At 44.6% G+C, this 18858-nt stretch carries 17 protein-coding genes; 8 read left to right on the top strand and 9 right to left on the bottom strand.

The genetic code is table 11. The features are described 5' to 3' along the window. Positions 1 to 431 precede the first annotated feature (431 nt). Entirely contained in the window at positions 432 to 1439 is a 1008-nt protein-coding gene (locus MMA19_RS13015) for a porin (protein WP_107305945.1), read from the top strand. A 126-nt stretch (positions 1440 to 1565) separates the two neighbouring features. Here the strand turns inward: MMA19_RS13015 and cyoE are convergent, their stop codons facing one another. Genes cyoE through MMA19_RS12995 form a run of 4 tightly spaced genes read right to left on the bottom strand, consistent with a single transcriptional unit; the run spans position 1566 to position 5035 of the window. Then, entirely contained in the window at positions 1566 to 2468 is a 903-nt protein-coding gene (cyoE, locus tag MMA19_RS13010) for a heme o synthase (protein WP_240206438.1), read from the bottom strand. Positions 2469 to 2479: 11 nt separating this feature from the next. Beyond that, entirely contained in the window at positions 2480 to 3646 is a 1167-nt protein-coding gene (locus MMA19_RS13005) for a COX15/CtaA family protein (protein ID WP_240206401.1), read from the bottom strand. Between the two features lie 46 nt (positions 3647 to 3692). After that, positions 3693 to 4265: a hypothetical protein gene (locus tag MMA19_RS13000; RefSeq protein WP_051867929.1), complete on the bottom strand. Its 573-nt coding sequence runs from the start codon at positions 4263 to 4265 to the stop codon at positions 3693 to 3695. An 8-nt stretch (positions 4266 to 4273) separates the two neighbouring features. Further along, positions 4274 to 5035, bottom strand: a complete 762-nt coding sequence (locus MMA19_RS12995) for an SURF1 family protein (protein WP_171392189.1) — start codon at positions 5033 to 5035, stop codon at positions 4274 to 4276. Between the two features lie 13 nt (positions 5036 to 5048). Between MMA19_RS12995 and MMA19_RS12990 the strand changes: the two genes are divergently transcribed. Continuing rightward, on the top strand, positions 5049 to 5273 hold the full coding sequence (locus MMA19_RS12990; protein WP_062455699.1) for a DUF2909 family protein: 225 nt from the start codon (positions 5049 to 5051) through the stop codon (positions 5271 to 5273). Between the two features lie 21 nt (positions 5274 to 5294). Here MMA19_RS12990 and MMA19_RS12985 read toward each other — a convergent pair whose 3' ends face one another. From MMA19_RS12985 to coxB, 4 genes are read right to left on the bottom strand one after another with little or no spacing between them, the layout of a single operon-like run. Further along, entirely contained in the window at positions 5295 to 6176 is an 882-nt protein-coding gene (locus tag MMA19_RS12985; protein WP_062455702.1) for a cytochrome c oxidase subunit 3, read from the bottom strand. After that, positions 6169 to 6777: a cytochrome c oxidase assembly protein gene (locus MMA19_RS12980; protein ID WP_006069123.1), complete on the bottom strand. Its 609-nt coding sequence runs from the start codon at positions 6775 to 6777 to the stop codon at positions 6169 to 6171. The genes MMA19_RS12985 and MMA19_RS12980 overlap by 8 nt, the downstream gene beginning before the upstream one ends. An 11-nt stretch (positions 6778 to 6788) precedes the next feature. Continuing rightward, positions 6789 to 8432 carry a cytochrome c oxidase subunit I gene (gene ctaD / locus MMA19_RS12975; RefSeq protein WP_006069124.1) on the bottom strand — a complete coding sequence of 548 codons (1644 nt, stop codon included), beginning with the start codon at positions 8430 to 8432 and terminating at the stop codon, positions 6789 to 6791. Then, the gene (gene coxB, locus MMA19_RS12970) at positions 8432 to 9595 is read right to left on the bottom strand and encodes a cytochrome c oxidase subunit II (protein ID WP_240206437.1); all 1164 of its coding nucleotides are present in this window, start codon (positions 9593 to 9595) and stop codon (positions 8432 to 8434) included. The genes ctaD and coxB overlap by 1 nt, the downstream gene beginning before the upstream one ends. A 571-nt stretch (positions 9596 to 10166) precedes the next feature. Between coxB and MMA19_RS12965 the strand changes: the two genes are divergently transcribed. Continuing rightward, positions 10167 to 12245, top strand: coding sequence for a DUF4962 domain-containing protein (locus tag MMA19_RS12965; protein WP_240206400.1), 2079 nt, complete (start codon positions 10167 to 10169; stop codon positions 12243 to 12245). A gap of 69 nt (positions 12246 to 12314) precedes the next feature. On the opposite strand, the gene MMA19_RS12960 is transcribed toward MMA19_RS12965, so the two are convergent. Next, the gene (locus MMA19_RS12960) at positions 12315 to 12929 is read right to left on the bottom strand and encodes a fumarylacetoacetate hydrolase family protein (RefSeq protein ID WP_240206399.1); all 615 of its coding nucleotides are present in this window, start codon (positions 12927 to 12929) and stop codon (positions 12315 to 12317) included. A 242-nt stretch (positions 12930 to 13171) separates the two neighbouring features. On the opposite strand from MMA19_RS12960, the gene hutC reads away from it, so the two are divergent. The 5 genes from hutC to hutU all read left to right on the top strand — a co-directional run bounded on the left by hutC (position 13172) and on the right by hutU (position 18856). Further along, positions 13172 to 13882, top strand: coding sequence for a histidine utilization repressor (gene hutC / locus MMA19_RS12955; protein WP_006069132.1), 711 nt, complete (start codon positions 13172 to 13174; stop codon positions 13880 to 13882). Positions 13883 to 14044: 162 nt separating this feature from the next. Further along, a complete protein-coding gene (locus MMA19_RS12950) occupies positions 14045 to 14587 on the top strand; it encodes a porin family protein (RefSeq protein ID WP_240206398.1) in 543 nt (180 codons plus the stop codon). 265 nt (positions 14588 to 14852) lie between these two features. Further along, the gene (hutI, locus tag MMA19_RS12945; RefSeq protein ID WP_240206397.1) at positions 14853 to 16085 is read left to right on the top strand and encodes an imidazolonepropionase; all 1233 of its coding nucleotides are present in this window, start codon (positions 14853 to 14855) and stop codon (positions 16083 to 16085) included. Continuing rightward, positions 16075 to 17070: a formimidoylglutamase gene (hutG, locus tag MMA19_RS12940; RefSeq protein WP_240206396.1), complete on the top strand. Its 996-nt coding sequence runs from the start codon at positions 16075 to 16077 to the stop codon at positions 17068 to 17070. The genes hutI and hutG overlap by 11 nt, the downstream gene beginning before the upstream one ends. A gap of 94 nt (positions 17071 to 17164) precedes the next feature. After that, positions 17165 to 18856 carry a urocanate hydratase gene (gene hutU, locus MMA19_RS12935; protein WP_240206395.1) on the top strand — a complete coding sequence of 564 codons (1692 nt, stop codon included), beginning with the start codon at positions 17165 to 17167 and terminating at the stop codon, positions 18854 to 18856. Positions 18857 to 18858 lie beyond the last annotated feature (2 nt).

Genomic DNA, 18858 nt, shown 5'->3' with positions numbered 1-18858 from the left:
ATTCAAATTATGGCCGTAATAGTATGTTATGGTCATTTCTTATCCAGCCCTATATTGTTAGTAACTGCCAATTATTTTAACTACGTCATACTTTTAAGTATAAACGTTATTATCTAACCATTCAGTTTTATATAAACATCGTACATTTATAGTACGACATAATATTACATTTAATACATAATATTACCCAAGATTACATAATACCCTCGCAAGTACCGATAGAACGTAACTTAGAGCGTATTTTTAAATATAATTTAATTTATCCATAAAGATCATCACGGGAAATATATTCTATTAGCTATTTTCTGAAACTATAATTCCATTTGTCTGCACTTATAGCTTTGTTAATAATCATTTAGCCTATTTATAGATACGACGAGCCAAGAGCGTATTAATAATAAAACTTATTAGAGACTAAATAGGGATTTAACATGAAGAAAGTTTCTCTTTTAACAGCGGCTATTATTGCAGGTTTATCAGCTACGGCAGCAAATGCAGCTGACGTATATAAAGGTGATAATCTGAACCTAGCAGTGGGCGGTCGAGCTGAAGCGCGTGCTGATTTTGACAAGAGCAGTAATGATAGAACCGTTGCAGACAATAGTCGTGCTCGTGTAAACGTTCTTGCGACTACTGAAATTGCTGACGGCGTTAATGCTAAAGGTTTCTTTGAAGAAGAAATCAACCGTTCTGGCGACAATAACGGTGCAGGATACGATAACCGTTACCTATATGTTGGTATTGCTGGCGAAAACAATGAACTCCAATACGGTAAAACGGATGGTTCTTTAGGCATTATTACTGACTACACTGATATTCTTGACGCATTCGGTGGCGAAGCGGGTAACAAAACAGCAACTGCTGACCGTACAACCAACCAACTGTTGTATATCGGTACATTCGGTGACCTAAAAGTTAAAGCTAACGCTAATGGCGGCGGCAGCGCTGATTCATTCAAGAAATACGATGCAGATATCTCAGGCACTGTAGATCAGGGTTATGGAATTGCTGCGCAATACCAACTTGGCGATCTTAGCTTCGGTGCAGGTTATGCTTATCAAAAAGATACTGATATCACGTCTAAAATTGGCGGGACAACAACTAGCATTGACGAAGCGAAAAGCCAAAACGTTCTAGTTGGTGCGGGTTATCAGCTAAATGACCTATATCTTGGTGGTTTATATACTCAAGGTAAACTGCTAGACCAAGACTATAAAGGTTTTGAAGTAGCATCTAAATACGACCTAACAGACCGTATTCGTCTTGCAGCTGCATTCCAACAAGTTAAGTTCGATATCGCTGACGAAACGGACCAAAACATCGCGGCAAGCGTACACTACAAATTTACTAATTACTTCACGACTTACGCAGGTATCTCAAAAGACCTTAAAGGCGACAAAGATACGGCAGGACGTGTTGGCGCTATCGTCACGTTCTAATTCTAAACTGCACTTTTGTTAGATGGGATGGATTAACATGACCGAAGATCTTTCCTGGCAGCTAGCTTAAATCCAAACGCCCTATCAGCCATCACATTGTGATGGCTGTTTTTTATTATTGAAGAATTAAATTGGTAGGTAGTGATCCACCAGCAACACTACAAATAAAATCATCAAATGCATAATGGAGAATTTAAAAGTATCCATTGCTGTCTTTTCTGTTGCCGCATACTTTAACTTCCAAGCGTAATAGATAAAACCCGCACTCAAGAAGGTGGAACCAGCCAAATACACCAATCCTGTCATTCCAACTAAAGCGGGTAATAAACACACTAGTGCCAACAAAATGGTATAAAGCAAAATAGAAGTCTTGGTGTATTCCACCCCGTGAGTCACCGGAAGCATAGGAATATCGGCTTTCGCGTAGTCGTCTTTTCTATGAATCGCCAATGCCCAAAAATGAGGTGGTGTCCATATGAAGATAATCATTACCAGTAACCAAGCATTAGCGTGCAGTTCCCCTGTTACCGCGGTCCAACCTAACAACGGCGGCATCGCACCAGCAATACCCGCGATAACAATATTCTGTGGCGTCGCTCGCTTCAAATATAAGGTGTACACAACAGCGTAGCCAAGCAAACTAGCAAATGTAAGCCAAGCGGTTAACCAGTTAACCCCCACAGCTAATATTGCAAAACCTAGTACGCCAATACTCAGTGCAAAAGTAAAGACTTTACCAACACTCAAGTCTCCTGATGGCAACGGACGTTTATGGGTCCTTGCCATGACAGCATCAATTCGACGGTCAATTAGATGGTTGAAAGCTGCTGCAGAGCCCGCCATTAACGCAATACCCAATAAACCCAGCACGGTCGCCTGAACAGGCAAAGCGCCCGGTACCGCCAAACACATCCCAACCAAAGCTGTTAAGATCATTAATGCGACCACTTTTGGTTTGGTCAAGGTTAAATAGACACGCCAGTTGAGTCTTGGTTTAACGACGGAATCCACACGACTTGTTGCCGCCATTGTCAGTTTATTCATAGAGAACTCTCCTTGTCTCCAGATGCTTTCAGTCTCTCAACTTTATTCTCCGACTCAATGACTTTCAGTGTCGGCTTTTCTGATTGAGCGTACCGTATATTCCACATAATATAGTTAGCTTGAATTAGGCTTAATAGAAGTAGCGCAGCGCCCAGATTATGCATAACAGCTACTGGTAAAGGCAAATGGAACACCACATTACTGACGCCTAGTGCAAGTTGAATCGCTAGCAGTCCCAATAAAAGTACTGCGACGTTGCGTACCACGCGCTGCTTATGTTGTAACAAGCACAGCCCTAATATCCCAACGAGTAAAGTCACCGCAATAGCACCAAAACGATGACTCACATGGATGGTCATTCTTGCAGCATAATCAAGCACGCCAAACTCGTAATTGTCAAAGCCAAAATGAACCGGAGTGAAAGCGGTTTTGAAGTCGAGATAGCGCACCCATTCGCCTTCACAAATCGGCAAAGCGGTACACACCACAGCGGCATAATTTGAAGATACCCAACCGCCGAGTATTATTTGTAAGATGGTTGCGACAAGAGCCAAGCCAGCCAATATTTTGAGTCGACGACCAATTATCTTTGGCTCACTAGTCACGGTATTAGCCTCAACCACTGTTGGCTGAAAGGTCACACTTACCTCAGATTTAGATTTCGCTTTATTATCCTGTCGCGTCGCTATCGCGTTCGGACGTAATCTTAAATATGTGAAAAACAGTAAACAAAACATTGTAAAACCACCTATCAGGTGGCCCATGACTACAATGGGCATCAGCTTAAGCGTTACCGTCCACATCCCCAGCGCAGCTTGAAACACGATCACTAAAGATAACGACACCGACAAAGTCACCCCTAGTCGTGCACGCTCATTTCTTAACGCAAGATAGGTTATGGCGAACACCACCAGACCCAGAGTTCCCGCCAAGTAGCGGTGTATCATTTCTAACCAAGCTTTGTGAGGCTCCACCGCTCGTTCGGGAAAAAGAGTATTAGCAACCGCAACATCAACGTTATTGCTCGGAACCGTAAGATGACCATAACAACCTGGCCAGTCCGGACAACCTAAACCCGCATCAGCAAGGCGTGTATAAGCCCCCATTGCGATAACAATAACGGTCAGTATTAACGCCCCTTTCACCAAATCTATCAGTCTCATTGCAACTCCTTATGCCTTCAACACTGGTGTGCTTAACCTTTCGCGTCTACCCTACTCGAGATAACTTGAGTAACTTTCTTAGGTCGGATAACAACCCCTTGCTATGGGCGATTTGTTGCTCCTTGGTTGTGGGTTCAAAAAACATCACGACTTGACCTAACGTGTCGGTAATGACATACCCTTGTGATGGCACTAAAGCAGAGAAAGCATCGTTAACGGTCAACACTGTCACCGAATTCGGTAGTTCAGGCACTACTTGTCCGGTCTGTACATAAACAACAGGTGTCACGCGCTCTTTATACTTTCCTAGCGCTAAGTACGTTTGCCCCATGACGTATAAGCGATTTAAGCATGCATCATCACATGTAGCAGGAAGCATAAAACCAAGCTGCCAACTCTCTCCTTGAAGAGGGTTCACCATTCCTAGTGACTCAAACGTCACACGAGGCTCCAACAGCTGACCATGATTGGTCACGCCAGACTGATACCAATGGTTACTCAGAATTGCCTTCGCGACGATAAACGGCAACGCAAAAAACAGAATCAACGCCAGTAGCGTAAGTCGTCCTCTTAACACGGCTTTGGGCTTTAGCGAATGTGTCGTCATCCCTGTGCTCATAAACGCTCCTAATGTCTTGCTGAATGAGTTTTTCTGGCCCATCGATACACGGCAATACCTACTACAAAAGCAAATACCAACGCCATGGAGAACCACTGAAAAGCGTATCCATAGTGTTTGCTCGAGTTCATAGACAATGGTTTCCATGGGTGAGCATAAGGCGTTGTTGAATCGATAGGTTGCAACGCCCATGCTTGTAGGGGCTTACCAGTAAGCTCTGCCAATGAACCTATATTTAAGTTCTGAATTCGAAACCTGGTAGAAGTCGAAGAGGTAAAATCTTCAGGGTAGAGCTCATTACCTAAAGGGCTGTCCAACTTTTGATATAAACGCCCGGTTATCATCAGAGGGTGGGTTAACTGCTCAACAACTGGCAATGACTGTCTTTGCTCCATCCCTTTAACGAATCCTAGTTCAAGAAGTAAAAAACGTGATTGGCCATCGATAATAAGCTGATACACCAAATAGCCAACTTGGCCTTCAAAGGTTTGGTTATCCAAATAGAAAAGCTCTGGAAGAGGCGTAACCTCAGTAAAGACAGGGACGCCTATCCAATCAAGATAATCACTGTTTGACTGGGATGTGTTTGAGAAATGGACAGAGCTCAACGAGATCGGAGACTGCTTACTTCGCTGAGCCAACATCGACTCCATATGCGATTTGTCGTTACCTCGCTGTAGCTGCCACAAACCTAATTTGACCAAAGTAGAAAACACAACCACAGTTAATACAAAGCCGACCCAGAATTTCACTGATTTGAACCAGGCCACGCGAGGAACCTCAATGTCACCGACACTATTGTTTAAGATTGTTTTAGTACTGCTGTTACTTTTCATCATCTTTAACTTAGCGCTTGCCCTAATTCGAATGGTGCGAGACGACCCTGATTCTGATAAACCAATGAGTCACTATCTGGGTCGCCGTGTCTTGTTTTCTGCGATCGTTATTATTCTTTTGATCATCGCCCTTCAAAGCGGATTACTTGCTCCTAACCCTCGTCCTTATTAAATCAGTTTTCTAAAATCTGAGTTAAAGTACATAAACAAAAACAAAGAGGCACAGCCAAACCACATCAACAAAGTGCCAGTACCAACTGCCTGCCTGAAATGCGAAATGGTCTTTGGGAGTAAAATGGTCTTTAGCGATTCGAAACAAGAGTACAATCAAGAAGATCGTCCCTAAACACACATGTAGGCCATGGAATCCAGTCAACATGAAGAAGGTATTGCCGTATATCCCAGATTGTAAGGTCAACCCCATATCTTGGTATGCATGCGCATATTCGACCGCTTGGTAATAGAGGAAAAACACCGCTAATACGATAGTAATCTCAAGCCAGACGATGAGTGCTGTTCGTTTGTTTTTCTCTAAACTGACATGTGCCATATGTAGCGTAATCGAAGAGAGCAGCAATATGATCGTGTTCTTCAACGGTAACCCTTGCCATGGCATCGCCTGAGTCGTGTCACCTGCTGGCGTTGTCGTCAAAGGCCACATCGCTTCAAATCCAGGCCACAGTACTTCGTGAGTCATCACATTGTTATCTGCCCCGCCAAGCCAAGGGACAGAGATCATTCGTGCGTAAAACAACGCCCCAAAAAAAGCACCGAAGAACATCACTTCAGAAAAAATGAACCAGCTCATCCCTTGACGAAATGAGCGCGTAATCTGATCTGAATACAAGCCTGCCAATGACTCACTGACAACATTGCTAAACCAACCTGACAGCATGTACAACAACACGGCAAAGCCAAGCGCTAGAGTAACGTTACCAATGACACTACCCGCCCCACCAGTTTCTAAATGTTGAACCGTGAGCCCAGCCCCAACCGCCACTAAAAACAGCGCGATTGCCCCCACGATTGGCCAACTACTCTGAGCTGGAACGTAATAAGATTGAGGTTTACTCATAGCTTAACTCCCTGTTAAGTGCGCTTTTGCTACCCTTACTGCGTTCAACGGCATCCTGCACGCTTGCATTGCTTGTGATGTTGTAGAGTGTGTACGACAAAGTCAGTGTGTGAATTGACTCGGGGATATCAGGTTCGATGTAGAAAATTAGAGGCATCTCCGCTTCGCCATTAGCATCAAGAGGTTGATGGTTGAAGCAAAAGCACTCAATTTTATTAAAATAAGCAGCGCCAGTGCCCGGAGATACAGATGGCACTGCTTGCCCGATTAAAGATTGCGACGCATTGTTCTTTGCCAAATAAGCAGTTTGAATCACCTCACCGGGATGAACATCAAGATAGATGGTTTCGGGCTTAAAGGTCCACGGCATATCAGGATTGATGTGTGCCATAAACTCAACGCGAATCGTACGCGAGATGTCCGCCCTCATTCCGACGGGTTGCACCGCAGACACCGTATTGGTTTTACCATTGATACCCAATGCTTCACACATAATGTCGTACAACGGAACCAAAGCAAAACCGAACCCAAACATGCCGATAACAGCAACACTAAGCCACGTTACTAACTTTTTATTTGATTTACGGTTTTGCTCGCTCATAAGTCACCTCTCTAATCCACTTTGGGTGGAGTACTAAAGGTGTGATGTGGTGCTGGACTTGGGACTGTCCATTCTAGCCCTTCCGCTCTGTCCCAAGGTTTGGCTTCGGCCTTTTCTCCACCTTTAATGCACTTGATTACTAACCATAAGAAAATTAACTGTGACAGACCAAAGGCAAAACCGCCGATTGAGACGATCTGGTTTACATCCGCAAATTGAATTGCATAGTCAGGAATACGCCTTGGCATGCCCGCTAATCCTAAGAAATGCATCGGGAAAAACAGCACATTGACCGAAATAACCGAGCACCAAAAATGCCACAAGCTAAGCTTGTGGTCGTACATATGTCCTGTCCATTTGGGCAGCCAGTAATAAGCGGCCGCCATAATTGAGAACACAGCACCAGACACCAATACATAGTGGAAGTGAGCCACGACAAAATAGGTATCGTGATACTGGAAGTCCGCCGGCACGATAGCTAGCATCAACCCAGAAAAACCGCCGATGGTAAACAAGACAATGAAGGCGATGGCGAACAGCATGGGCGTTTCGAACGTTAACGCACCGCGCCACATGGTTGCTACCCAATTAAATACTTTCACACCCGTTGGCACAGCAATCAGCATAGTGCAGTACATGAAGAACAACTCTGCGAATACCGGCATCCCTGTAGTAAACATATGGTGCGCCCAAACCAAGAAAGACAACAGTGCGATACTGCACGTCGCATAAACCATAGAGTGGTAGCCAAACAGTTTCTTACCACTAAACGCTGGTACGATTGCAGAGACGATACCGAAAGAAGGTAAAATCATGATGTACACTTCTGGGTGGCCAAAGAACCAGAAGATATGTTGGAACATCACAGGGTCGCCGCCACCCGCTGCATCAAAGAAACTGGTTCCAAAATACTTGTCTGTTAACACCATTGTCACAGCACCCGCTAACACTGGCATCACCGCGATAAGCAGGAAGGCTGTAATCAACCAAGTCCAAACAAAGAGTGGCATTTTCATCAACGTCATCCCAGGGGCGCGCATATTGAAAATGGTAACAATGACATTTATTGCCCCCATGATGGAGCTAATCCCCATGATATGTACCGAGAAAACAAACAATGCCGTACTATCGGGACCATAGGTTGTAGAAAGTGGTGCATAGAATGTCCAACCAAAATCAGGTCCACCACCAGGCATGAAGAGAGATGACAATAGAATAAGGAAGGCGAACGGTAGAATCCAAAAACTTAAGTTATTCATCCGCGGTAATGCCATATCTGGCGCACCGATCATCATAGGGATCATCCAGTTAGCCAACCCAGTAAATGCAGGCATTACTGCACCAAATACCATCACTAAGCCGTGAACTGTGGTCATCTGGTTAAAGAAATTTGGCTCTACAAGCTGTAAGCCCGGTTGGAATAGCTCTGCACGAATGACCATTGCCATTGCGCCGCCAGTAAGAAACATGGCGAAACTAAACCACAGGTACAATGTCCCGATATCTTTATGGTTAGTGGAGTATACCCATCTTGCCCAACCTGAAGGGGCGTGATCATGATGATCGTCTTCAATAACGGCCGTGCTTTCCGCACGACTCATCTCTGCATCCGTCGCTGTTGACGATTTAACTGTTTCCATCGGATCCGTTTTCATCATAACTCCTTGGAGCTGGTTTGCTCCCCATCTTGCGCTTTGAACGCATTGATATCAGAGGCTTGTACTGCATCTCCCGTATCATTACCCCAAGCATTTCGCTGGTACGTCACTACTGCTGCTATTTCTTTGTCTGTCAATTGGTTAGCAAACGACTGCATAGCTGTTCCATTTACCCCATCAACAATTTTGCTGATGTGAATCGACACATCTCCGGTCGTCGCAACTGCACTCCCCGCAATGGCTGGAAAAGCCCCCGTGATACCTTCACCGTTTGCTTGATGGCAGACAGCACAACGACCCGCATACACTTCTTCACCAATTGTCATCAGCTCATCAAGTGGAAGTGTGGCATCAAGAGATTTTGCTGCTTCCGCTGCTGCCAATGCTATTTCTTGTTTCTTTTCTGCTAACCATGCATCGTAATCACTCTGCTCCATGGCTTGAACGACGATCGGCATAAACCCATGAGCTTTACCACACAGTTCGGCACATTGACCGCGATAAACACCTGGCTCGTCAATCTTGGTCCATGCCTCATTAATAAAGCCTGGGATTGTGTCTTTCTTGACGGCAAAATCCGGCACCCACCAAGAGTGAATTACATCATCGGATGTCATTAAGAAGCGGATTTTTTGATTGATGGGTACGACGAGTGGATTGTCTACTTCTAGTAGATAATGAGCACCTTTTTCTTCAATACCATCTATTTGCTTTTGAGAAGTAGCCAACAAGGAGAAGAAATTAACATCTTCACCAAAGTATTCGTAGTGCCATTTCCACTGCGAGCCTGTAATTTTGATGGTGATATCGGATTGAGACGTATCTTCCATTGCCACCAAAGTTTTGGTTGCGGGAATCGCCATCGCAATCAATATGATAATCGGAATAACCGTCCAGACAATTTCAACTTTGGTGCTTTCGTGGAAGTTAGCGGCGACGGCGCCGCGAGATTTTCTGTGTTTGAAAATGGAGTAGAACATCACTCCGAATACAACAAATGCAATGGCACAACAGATGTAGAAAATCAGCATATGCAAGTCATAAACTTGGTTACTGATATCAGTAACGCCTTTAGTCAAGTTATAGCCGCTCGACTCGGCGATGAGAGGTTGGCTGATTAGCGCAGCAGCCACACCAATCCATAAGCGAATGGTCAGCAATCTCTTCAAAAGATTTCTCCTTTGCCTAGCCACGTTTGTCCTAACGTGGTTCCCCTATGACTTATACCAAGCACGTCTGAAGAGTGATCAAACAATTCAGGATGGTAAAGCCCGCAATCAAAACCCAACTAACTGTGATTCGACGACGTCTAACGAAGACCAACTAGGTTTTATCAACTCGAAAATGAGTTTCAAAAATAAAGCCAAACTGCACAAGTAAACAGTCATACACATGATAACCACTTACTTATTGAGTCCGGTATCAATAAAATACAACACAAAACAATTTGTTATATTTTTGTTAACTAAAGGCTAGTTAGAGAATTAGAGATTCGCAAGGATAAAAATAAAAGGTCACTTTTTGTGATGGTGGCTTGTCGATTACCGTTTAAATTTTGACAAACTGGAAAACTGATGTCTCTAGAACAACGGAAGGCGTGGATTCTGTCATTGCTCACAAAATACGTAAAAAACCATGAACCGCTCGTAGAAGTATTTTATTATTGTATGACAATATGGCATATTATTTCTATTCCCTTTAGACATACTTCGTATATACAAGAGAGTTGGTATGAGTAACGACAAATCATTCGATGCAATCAAGGCCATGAAGCTGGAAAACGACACTTCTGCTGGTAACTTGGTTGACCTACTACCTATTGAAGTTCAGAAACGAGACTTTGACCTGTCCTTCCTAGATAACCTTGCAGAGGCTCGTCCTCGCCTACTCATCCAAGCCAATGAACTAGCCGAATTTAAATCAAGAGTTAAAAAAGATGAATCTCACTGCATGTTCGATGACTTCATGAATAACTCGACGGCCAAATTTTACGATACTGAACCTTATCCAGAACCTCAGCCTTACCCAGAAGAAACGGTTGGCAAAGCCTCTCTTTGGCGACCTTATTGGCGTCAAATGTACGTTGATTGCCAGATGGCGCTCAATGCGACACGAAATCTAGCGATCGCAGGCATTGTCAAAGACGATAAAGAACTTATTGGCAAAGCTAAAGCTTGGACGCTCCAACTCGCGTCCTATGATCCAGACGGTGTAACATCTCGCGGCTACAACGACGAAGCAGCCTTCCGCGTCATCGCAGCAATGGCTTGGGGCTATGACTGGTTACATGGTCACTTTACTGAAGAAGAACGTACAATAGTACGTGAGGCATTAGTGACTCGTTTAGACGAAATTATGCATCACCTAAAAGTCACCGTTGACCTATTAAATAATCCATTGAACAGTCACGGCGTTCGTTCTATTTCTTCTGCTATTATCCCGACGTGTATTGCTCTCTATCACGACCATCCTAAAGCTGGTGAATATATTGCGTATGCGTTGGAATACTATGCCGTCCATTATCCGCCATGGGGTGGTGAAGATGGTGGCTGGGCAGAAGGTCCAGATTATTGGAATACTCAAACAGCCTTCCTAGGTGAAGCATTCGATCTGTTAAAAGCATACTGTGGTGTAGATATGTTCAATAAAACATTCTACGAAAACACAGGAGACTTCCCACTTTATTGCATGCCAGTTCACTCGAAACGAGCCAGCTTCTGCGACCAATCTTCTATCGGTGACTTCCCTGGGTTAAAACTTGCCTATAACATCAAGCATTATGCTGGAGTAAATCAAAAGCCTGAATACGTTTGGTATTACAACCAGCTGAAAGGCCGTGATACTGAAGCACATACGAAGTTCTATAACTTTGGTTGGTGGGACTTTGGCTATGACGATCTTCGTTTTAATATTCTTTGGGATGCGCCTGAAGAAAAAGCGCCGTCAAACGATCCGTTGTTAAAAGTGTTCCCTATCACAGGCTGGGCAGCTTTCCACAACAAGATGACAGAGCGTGATAACCATATCCATATGGTCTTTAAATGTTCACCATTTGGTTCAATCAGCCATTCACACGGCGATCAAAATGCGTTTACTCTGCATGCCTTTGGTGAAACATTAGCGTCTATCACCGGCTACTATGGTGGCTTTGGCGTCGATATGCATACGAAGTGGCGTCGTCATACTTTTTCTAAGAACTTGCCCCTGTTTAATGGCAAAGGGCAGTACGGAGAGAACAAAAACACCAAATTTGAAGGTCACCAAGACCGCTTCTGTATCGAAGCAGGCGGTCAAATCACAGACTATGACACAGACTCTGACGTCAAATTTGTAGAGGGCGATGCAACCGAATCCTACAAGTTCTTTACACCAGATATCGAATCCTACAAACGTAAGATTTGGTTCGTGAAAGGCAAGCTCTTTGTCATCCAAGACAAAGCGAGCTTTGGCGAAGAGAAAGATCTCACTTGGCTAATGCATACCACGTTTAATACCGAGACAGCTCAAAAGTCATTTGCTATCCACGGTGACAAAGCACATCTAGATGTGAGCTTTATCAATCAAAGCGCGGACCAAATTACGTCAGTGACCAACGTCGAAGGCTTTGGCGATGTGGACCCTTACGAGTTCCAAGATCTTGAGATCCACCGTCATGTAGAAGTAGAATTTTCTGCATCAAAACAACACGACATTCTTACGTTACTTGTCCCTAACAAGAATAGCGGGGAACAAGTTCAGGTGTCGCATAGCGTCCGCGATAATGAACTAACACTTGTTGTAGATGGTGAAACAGTGACCATAGATTTATAGTGGTTCAACGACTTTAAAAGATAAAGCCTTCACCGCATTTCAGCGTTGAAGGCTCTTTTTTATTAAGGGTTATATCGCCAACCATTCAACTTCAACAATGGCTTTTCCCGCGTATTTAATACGACCGAGAAACCTATCTCCAGCGACTATCTCACCAACCCCTTGGGGCGTCCCCGTCATCACAATATCTCCATCCTGCAATTCGGTGTAAGAAGCCAGTTCTTGCAAAATCACGTCTGGTTTATACAACATCTGTTTGGTGCCACCTAATTGCATTCGCATACTATTGATAAACAACTCCACCTCAAGCTCACAGACATCCATATCTGATAATGGAATGAAGCGGCTAAATTTGGCTGAGTTATCAAACGCTTTAGCTCTTTCCCAAGGCAGCCCCTTCTGCTTTAACTTAGACTGTAGACTTCGTTTGGTAAGATCTAATCCAAAACCCACTGCGTAGAGTTGTTGGTTGCGGATCAGGAAGCAAATTTCGGCCTCGTAATGGAGAGGCTCATCAAGGTAAGAATAGAGCTCTGATGCGATACTAGAGTTTGGTTTGTTGAACACCACCATCTCTTCAGGGATCTCATTCCCTAATTCATTGATGTGTTCGACGTAGTTACGGCCTACGCACAAGATCTTCGATGGGAAAAAAGAGTCATCTCCAACAAATACCGCTTTCATTGCCCTTCCTTGACTGACAGGTAAATTCAACACTAAGAACTGTGCATTTTAGCGGATTTATAGTGACAGACTTATGATTTAGAAGAGTATTTTTCAAAGTTGAGGCAAGGATCGAGGTTTAAGTTGTTATCGTAGTTGCGCACCCAGCCCACAAATTTGATAGGAATTCATCTCACTCCTTGCATTTTAATTCAATTTCGACAACCATTTGTATATTCAATTTATCGAGTGACGAGTCGTTAATGTCTGCTGAGCCCCTGTATATTCAAATCAAACAATACATCGAACAGAAGATAGACCAAGGGCACTGGCCTGTTGGACAGCGTATCTCAACCGAAATGGAGCTCACCGAACAGTTTTCTGTCAGTCGAATGACCGTTAATAAAGCCATTAGGGATCTGGTGGGTGAAGGAAAATTAGAGCGACGGCCAAGGCTTGGTACGTTCGTAAAAAAGCAGAGTGAAAAGGCTGAGAGTCCTCTACTTGATACACGAAACATCGCCAAAGAAGTCGCTTCTCGCGGTAAAACTTATTCGTGCGATGTCATTAAACACCTGGCAACCAAAGCCGACCAGAATATCGCCACCAAGCTAGGCGTTATGTTGGGGAGCTCGGTTTACTACAGTGAGATCTTACACAAAGAAAACGACCTTCCTATTCAGTTGGAATGTCGTTGGGTAAACGCAAAGTTTGCACCTGACTATTACAAACAAGATTTCTCGAAAGTCACTCCAAACGAGTACTTGACGCTAAACTGCCCAATGACTGCCGTTGAACATACCGTCGAAGCCATTATTTGTAATGATGAAATAGGTCAGAGACTCAAAATGACGACAAAGGAGCCTTGTTTATTGCTCCACAGAAGAACTTGGAGTGACGACCGCCTTATCAGTACAGCCCTGCTCTACCATCCCGGTAGCCGCTATCAGCTGAGCTCGAAAGTCACCCTTTAGTCACGTGTAATACTCTCGAATTAAACAAACTAAACAACTCACTAATTTGTAAGCTAACTAACGATAATACAACGAGTTAGCTTACGTTGGCTTACCCCAATACCTAAGTTCCAATGTTAGGATTTCTCGCATAATAACCACACAAACCAGTGAGAAATCAGAATGAAAAAAACAGTCTTAGCACTTTCTTTAGCCATCGCCGCTTGTTCTACGGCATCTTTAGCCAACGAAGGCTTCTACGTTGGTGCCTCTTATTCAAAAATGAGTTACGACGCAGCGTTTGTAAGCAGTAACGAAGTGACAAATGGCTACTCAGCGAATGGCGGCTATGATTTTGCTTTGGGTAGCTTTTTTGTACTTGGTACAGAGCTAGAATATAAGAATCTTGGTTCAACCAAAGAGTCTTTCCTCAGTGATTATTACACCTTGTCGATGACCTCATACGGAATCAATGTCATCCCAAAACTTTATATGGGCGATCGTTTTTACGCGCTAGCAAAACTAGGTTTCCACAAAATTAATTCTGAAGTTGAAACTAACGTTTCGGTCAACGGTTCATCAGTCTCCGACACTGCATCCGTATACGGACTCGGTCTTGGCTACGACATCACGGAACACTTTGCGATTCAAGCTAGCTACGAAATTCACAACATCGCCGTCTACAATACCAAGTCTGCCAACCTTGGAGTTAAGTTTAACTTCTAATCTTACCTATATCTGGCAAATTGTACTCATGTCAGTAGGTCACCGTATAGTGGCCTACTTCTGTTTAAGATCATGTATATCAGTCAGTTAAGCCACAGAGTTACCGCTGTTAAGATCTAAAATCACCTAACCTGATCCTTCTATTTAATCATCTACTAAAACCTCAAATCTTAGACGCTTAGATCACATTTTGTACGATGCACTATTGATCAATTGTATATATTCGACTAAATATTTGTATATACAATAAAGCTCTGGATTAAACATGCACTTAATTCTTAAAAATGCCCGACTTGTTACTATGGAAGAAGGCTCAACTGGATACACTCCTACGGAGCCTTGTTACCTGCTTATTCGTAGTGGGTTAATCGTCGCTATGGGTGAAGACCTATCCACACTCTATGACAATACGCCAAAAGAGTGGTCAGATTGTCCAGTACTCGATTGCGCTGGCAGTATTGTGACGCCCGGATTGATTGACCCCCATACACACTTGGTTTTTGCCGGGAGTCGAGCACAAGAATTCGAAGCACGTTTGAACGGCGAATCGTACCAAGCTATCGCTCAGCGCGGTGGCGGTATTAACAGTACGGTTGCATCGACTCGTGCCGCCTCTGTGGACGAGCTAATTGAACTTGCCCTACCAAGATTGGACAGTTTGATTAAAAGTGGCTGTACAACTATCGAAGTGAAATCAGGTTACGGATTGACGCTAGAAGATGAAGCGAAGATGTTGGTGGCCGCCAAGTCGTTAGAAAACCATAGACGCGTCAGTATTACCACGACGTTACTCGCAGCACATACTGTCCCCCCTGAATATCAGGATAGAGCGGACGACTACATAAACTACGTGGTAAACGACATCATCCCTCACGTCGCAAAACACAACTTGGCAGATTCTGTCGACGTGTTTTGTGAATCCATTGGATTTACTCTAGAGCAAACTGAACGTGTTTTTGCCGCAGCTAAAGCGCATGGTCTTGCTGTCAAAGGGCACACCGAGCAGCTCAGTAATCTTGGCGGCAGTGTACTTGCCGCTCAATACAAAGCACAGTCGGTCGATCATATCGAGTATCTGGACCAAGCGGGCGTAAAAGCTCTTGCCGCTTCAGGGACCGTAGCAACACTTTTGCCCGGGGCATTTTACTTCTTAAGAGAAACACAGCTGCCACCCATTGAATGGCTGCGTGAGTTTAACGTGCCAATGGCAATCGGTAGCGACATTAATCCCGGAACCTCTCCATTTGCAGACTTACAGTTAATGATGAATATGGCTTGTACCTTATTCCGTCTAACGCCAGAAGAAGCGCTTCGTGGTGTGACATGCCATGCAGCGGCAGCAATTGGTCAGAAAGACACCATTGGACAAATCCGCAAAGGATTTAAAGCCAATTTAGCCATTTGGGATATCGACCATCCGAGCGAGCTTAGCTATCAGTATGGATTGAAAGGACTTAAACAACGTATCTTTGCTGGGAGTATCGAACATGTCGCCTAAAGCAATCAATACTCAGCACAGTTTTACTTGGTCTGGCCGTGACGACCTAGAAGATGGCGAGAAGCGTCTCAGAGTTCATCACGTCATTACACAGATTCATGAGCTAATGTCAGACACTTGTGGTGCTCAACTTCTAGGTTTTGAAACCGATGAGGGCGTGTCTAGAAACAAAGGCAGAGTTGGCGCTAAAGCGGCACCTGATGCGATCCGTGGTGCCTTAAGTAATTTGGCTTGGCACTCTGAAACTAAGATTTTAGACCTAGGCAATTCCGGCTCACACAACACATCGTTGGAACAAAATCAAAGTACAACAGCCGAAATCATTACCAATGCCCTCTCGCATGGACCTGTCGTCGTGCTCGGCGGTGGGCATGAAATCGCTTGGCCATCTTTCTTAGGGCTATCAAACTACCTACGCCAAACCGAACCCAATCCCAGAATCGGTATCATCAATTTCGACGCTCATTTCGATCTTCGAGAGTATCAATCTGAAACCGTGCCCTTAAAGCCGAGCTCTGGAACACCATTCTCACAAATTGCTGACCACTGCCAATCAGAGCAACTCGCTTTCGAATACCTTTGTATCGGCATCAGTTCAACTTCCAATACACAAGCCTTATTTGATAAAGCGCAGCGCTTGAGTGTTCGCTATATCGAAGACACAGAGCTACTGCTTAACCCCCACACACCAATGCTTGAGGAACTTGAACAGTTTATTGCCAGCGTCGACTACCTCTATCTCACAATCGATCTAGATGTGTTCAATGCAGCGCTTGCTCCGGGAGTCAGTGCTCCCGCTGCTATTGGTTTATCCATTGAACACTTCTATCCATTTTTTAACGCGATATTGCAGCACAACAATAAGTTGCTGATGGCGGATATCGCTGAATATAACCCTACTTATGACATTGATAATCGCACCGCCAAACTCGCCGCTAGGCTCTGTTGGCAAATGCTAGCTGCCATGTCCAAGCAGCAAAAATAGCCAATCAATAACAATTAACAACCAATTACGTGAAACACAGTGCGACGCCGTATAACGAACCAACTTGGCGTCCACCATTCAAAAGGAAAACAAGATGACTGATAGTAATAATGCTCGTCTAGATGCAACTCGCAAAATCAAGGCACCACATGGTACTGAGCTAAATGCCAAATCATGGCTGACAGAAGCGCCACTGCGCATGCTGATGAACAATCTTGATGACGAAGTTGCTGAGCATCCTCAATCATTAGTGGTTTACGGCGGTATCGGCCGAGCGGCGCGCAATTGGGAGTGTTACGACAAGATCGTCGAAGTCCTGAAACGTCTTGAAGACGACCAAACACTTTTAGTCCAATCAGGCAAACCCGTCGGTGTTTTCCCGACACATAAAGACGCCCCACGCGTATTAATTGCCAATTCCAACCTTGTCCCACATTGGGCCAATTGGGAGCACTTCAACGAGCTGGATAAGCAGGGCCTAATGATGTACGGCCAAATGACGGCAGGTTCGTGGATTTACATTGGTTCTCAAGGCATCGTTCAAGGCACGTATGAAACCTTTGTGGCGATTGCCAAGCAACATTTTAATGGCAATGCCAATGGCAAGTGGATTCTAACAGGTGGCCTTGGCGGTATGGGCGGCGCTCAACCTCTCGCGGCGACTATGGCTGGCTTTTCAATGATTGCTGTAGAGTGTGACGAATCTCGTATCGATTATCGCCTCAATACTCGTTATGTCGATACCAAAGCGCATAGCCTCGATGAAGCATTGTCCATCATTAAGAATAGCGACAAACCAATCTCAGTTGGTCTACTAGGAAATGCCGCTGATATCTATGCAGAATTGGTAGAGAAAAACATCACGCCAGATGTTGTCACCGATCAAACCTCAGCACACGATCCTCTTAACGGTTACTTACCGCAAGGCTGGACCATGGAACATGCTAAACAGCAACGTGAAAGCGATCCAACGGGCGTGGTGAAAGCGGCCAAAGCCTCAATGGCAGTGCAAGTTGAAGCCATTCTAACTATGCAACAACGCGGCTCGGTAGCAACTGACTACGGGAATAACATTCGTCAAATGGCGTTGGAAGAAGGGGTAGAAAACGCGTTTGATTTCCCAGGTTTTGTTCCTGCGTATATCCGTCCACTTTTCTGTGAAGGTATCGGACCTTTCCGGTGGGCTGCACTCTCTGGTGATCCGGAAGACATCTATAAAACAGACCAAAAAGTCAAAGAGCTGATTCCTGATAATCCACATCTGCATAACTGGCTCGATATGGCGCGTGAGCGTATTCAGTTCCAAGGTTTACCTGCTCGTATCTGCTGGGTAGGCCTGAAAGATCGTGAGCGTTTGGGTCAGGCTTTCAATGAAATGGTTAAGAATGGCGAACTAAAAGCACCTGTGGTTATTGGTCGTGATCATCTTGATTCAGGTTCAGTAGCCAGCCCGAACCGCGAAACCGAAGGTATGATGGACGGCTCAGATGCGGTGTCCGATTGGCCATTATTGAACGCCTTACTCAACACCTCAGGTGGTGCTACTTGGGTCTCTCTGCACCACGGCGGCGGTGTAGGAATGGGCTTCTCACAACACAGTGGAATGGTCATTTGCTGTGATGGTAGCGATGATGCTGCTCGACGTATTGCACGCGTTTTACAAAATGACCCTGCAACTGGCGTAATGCGCCATGCCGATGCTGGGTACGACATCGCTAAACAATGTGCCAAAGAACAGGGCCTAGATCTGCCAATGCTGAATCAAAATGATGATAACCGAGCTTAAGG

It is taken from the genome of Vibrio sp. CyArs1, assembly GCF_022432925.1.
Taxonomy (GTDB): Bacteria; Pseudomonadota; Gammaproteobacteria; order Enterobacterales; family Vibrionaceae; genus Vibrio; species Vibrio mediterranei.
The sequence above is the reverse complement of the archived record's forward strand: the minus strand, read 5'-3'. Positions and strand labels throughout refer to the sequence as shown.

What these genes read in the sequence shown, in the direction of transcription:
- hutI (WP_240206397.1), top strand. Translation starts at nt 14,853, where the DNA reads ATGCACTTAATTCTTAAAAATGCCCGACTTGTTACTATGGAAGAAGGC.
- MMA19_RS12965 (WP_240206400.1), top strand. Translation starts at nt 10,167, where the DNA reads ATGAGTAACGACAAATCATTCGATGCAATCAAGGCCATGAAGCTGGAA.
- MMA19_RS12960 (WP_240206399.1), bottom strand. Translation starts at nt 12,929, where the DNA reads ATGAAAGCGGTATTTGTTGGAGATGACTCTTTTTTCCCATCGAAGATC.
- MMA19_RS12950 (WP_240206398.1), top strand. Translation starts at nt 14,045, where the DNA reads ATGAAAAAAACAGTCTTAGCACTTTCTTTAGCCATCGCCGCTTGTTCT.
- cyoE (WP_240206438.1), bottom strand. Translation starts at nt 2,468, where the DNA reads ATGGCGGCAACAAGTCGTGTGGATTCCGTCGTTAAACCAAGACTCAAC.
- MMA19_RS13015 (WP_107305945.1), top strand. Translation starts at nt 432, where the DNA reads ATGAAGAAAGTTTCTCTTTTAACAGCGGCTATTATTGCAGGTTTATCA.
- MMA19_RS12990 (WP_062455699.1), top strand. Translation starts at nt 5,049, where the DNA reads ATGTCACCGACACTATTGTTTAAGATTGTTTTAGTACTGCTGTTACTT.
- hutG (WP_240206396.1), top strand. Translation starts at nt 16,075, where the DNA reads ATGTCGCCTAAAGCAATCAATACTCAGCACAGTTTTACTTGGTCTGGC.
- ctaD (WP_006069124.1), bottom strand. Translation starts at nt 8,432, where the DNA reads ATGAAAACGGATCCGATGGAAACAGTTAAATCGTCAACAGCGACGGAT.
- hutU (WP_240206395.1), top strand. Translation starts at nt 17,165, where the DNA reads ATGACTGATAGTAATAATGCTCGTCTAGATGCAACTCGCAAAATCAAG.
- MMA19_RS12980 (WP_006069123.1), bottom strand. Translation starts at nt 6,777, where the DNA reads ATGAGCGAGCAAAACCGTAAATCAAATAAAAAGTTAGTAACGTGGCTT.
- MMA19_RS13005 (WP_240206401.1), bottom strand. Translation starts at nt 3,646, where the DNA reads ATGAGACTGATAGATTTGGTGAAAGGGGCGTTAATACTGACCGTTATT.
- hutC (WP_006069132.1), top strand. Translation starts at nt 13,172, where the DNA reads ATGTCTGCTGAGCCCCTGTATATTCAAATCAAACAATACATCGAACAG.
- MMA19_RS12985 (WP_062455702.1), bottom strand. Translation starts at nt 6,176, where the DNA reads ATGAGTAAACCTCAATCTTATTACGTTCCAGCTCAGAGTAGTTGGCCA.
- MMA19_RS13000 (WP_051867929.1), bottom strand. Translation starts at nt 4,265, where the DNA reads ATGAGCACAGGGATGACGACACATTCGCTAAAGCCCAAAGCCGTGTTA.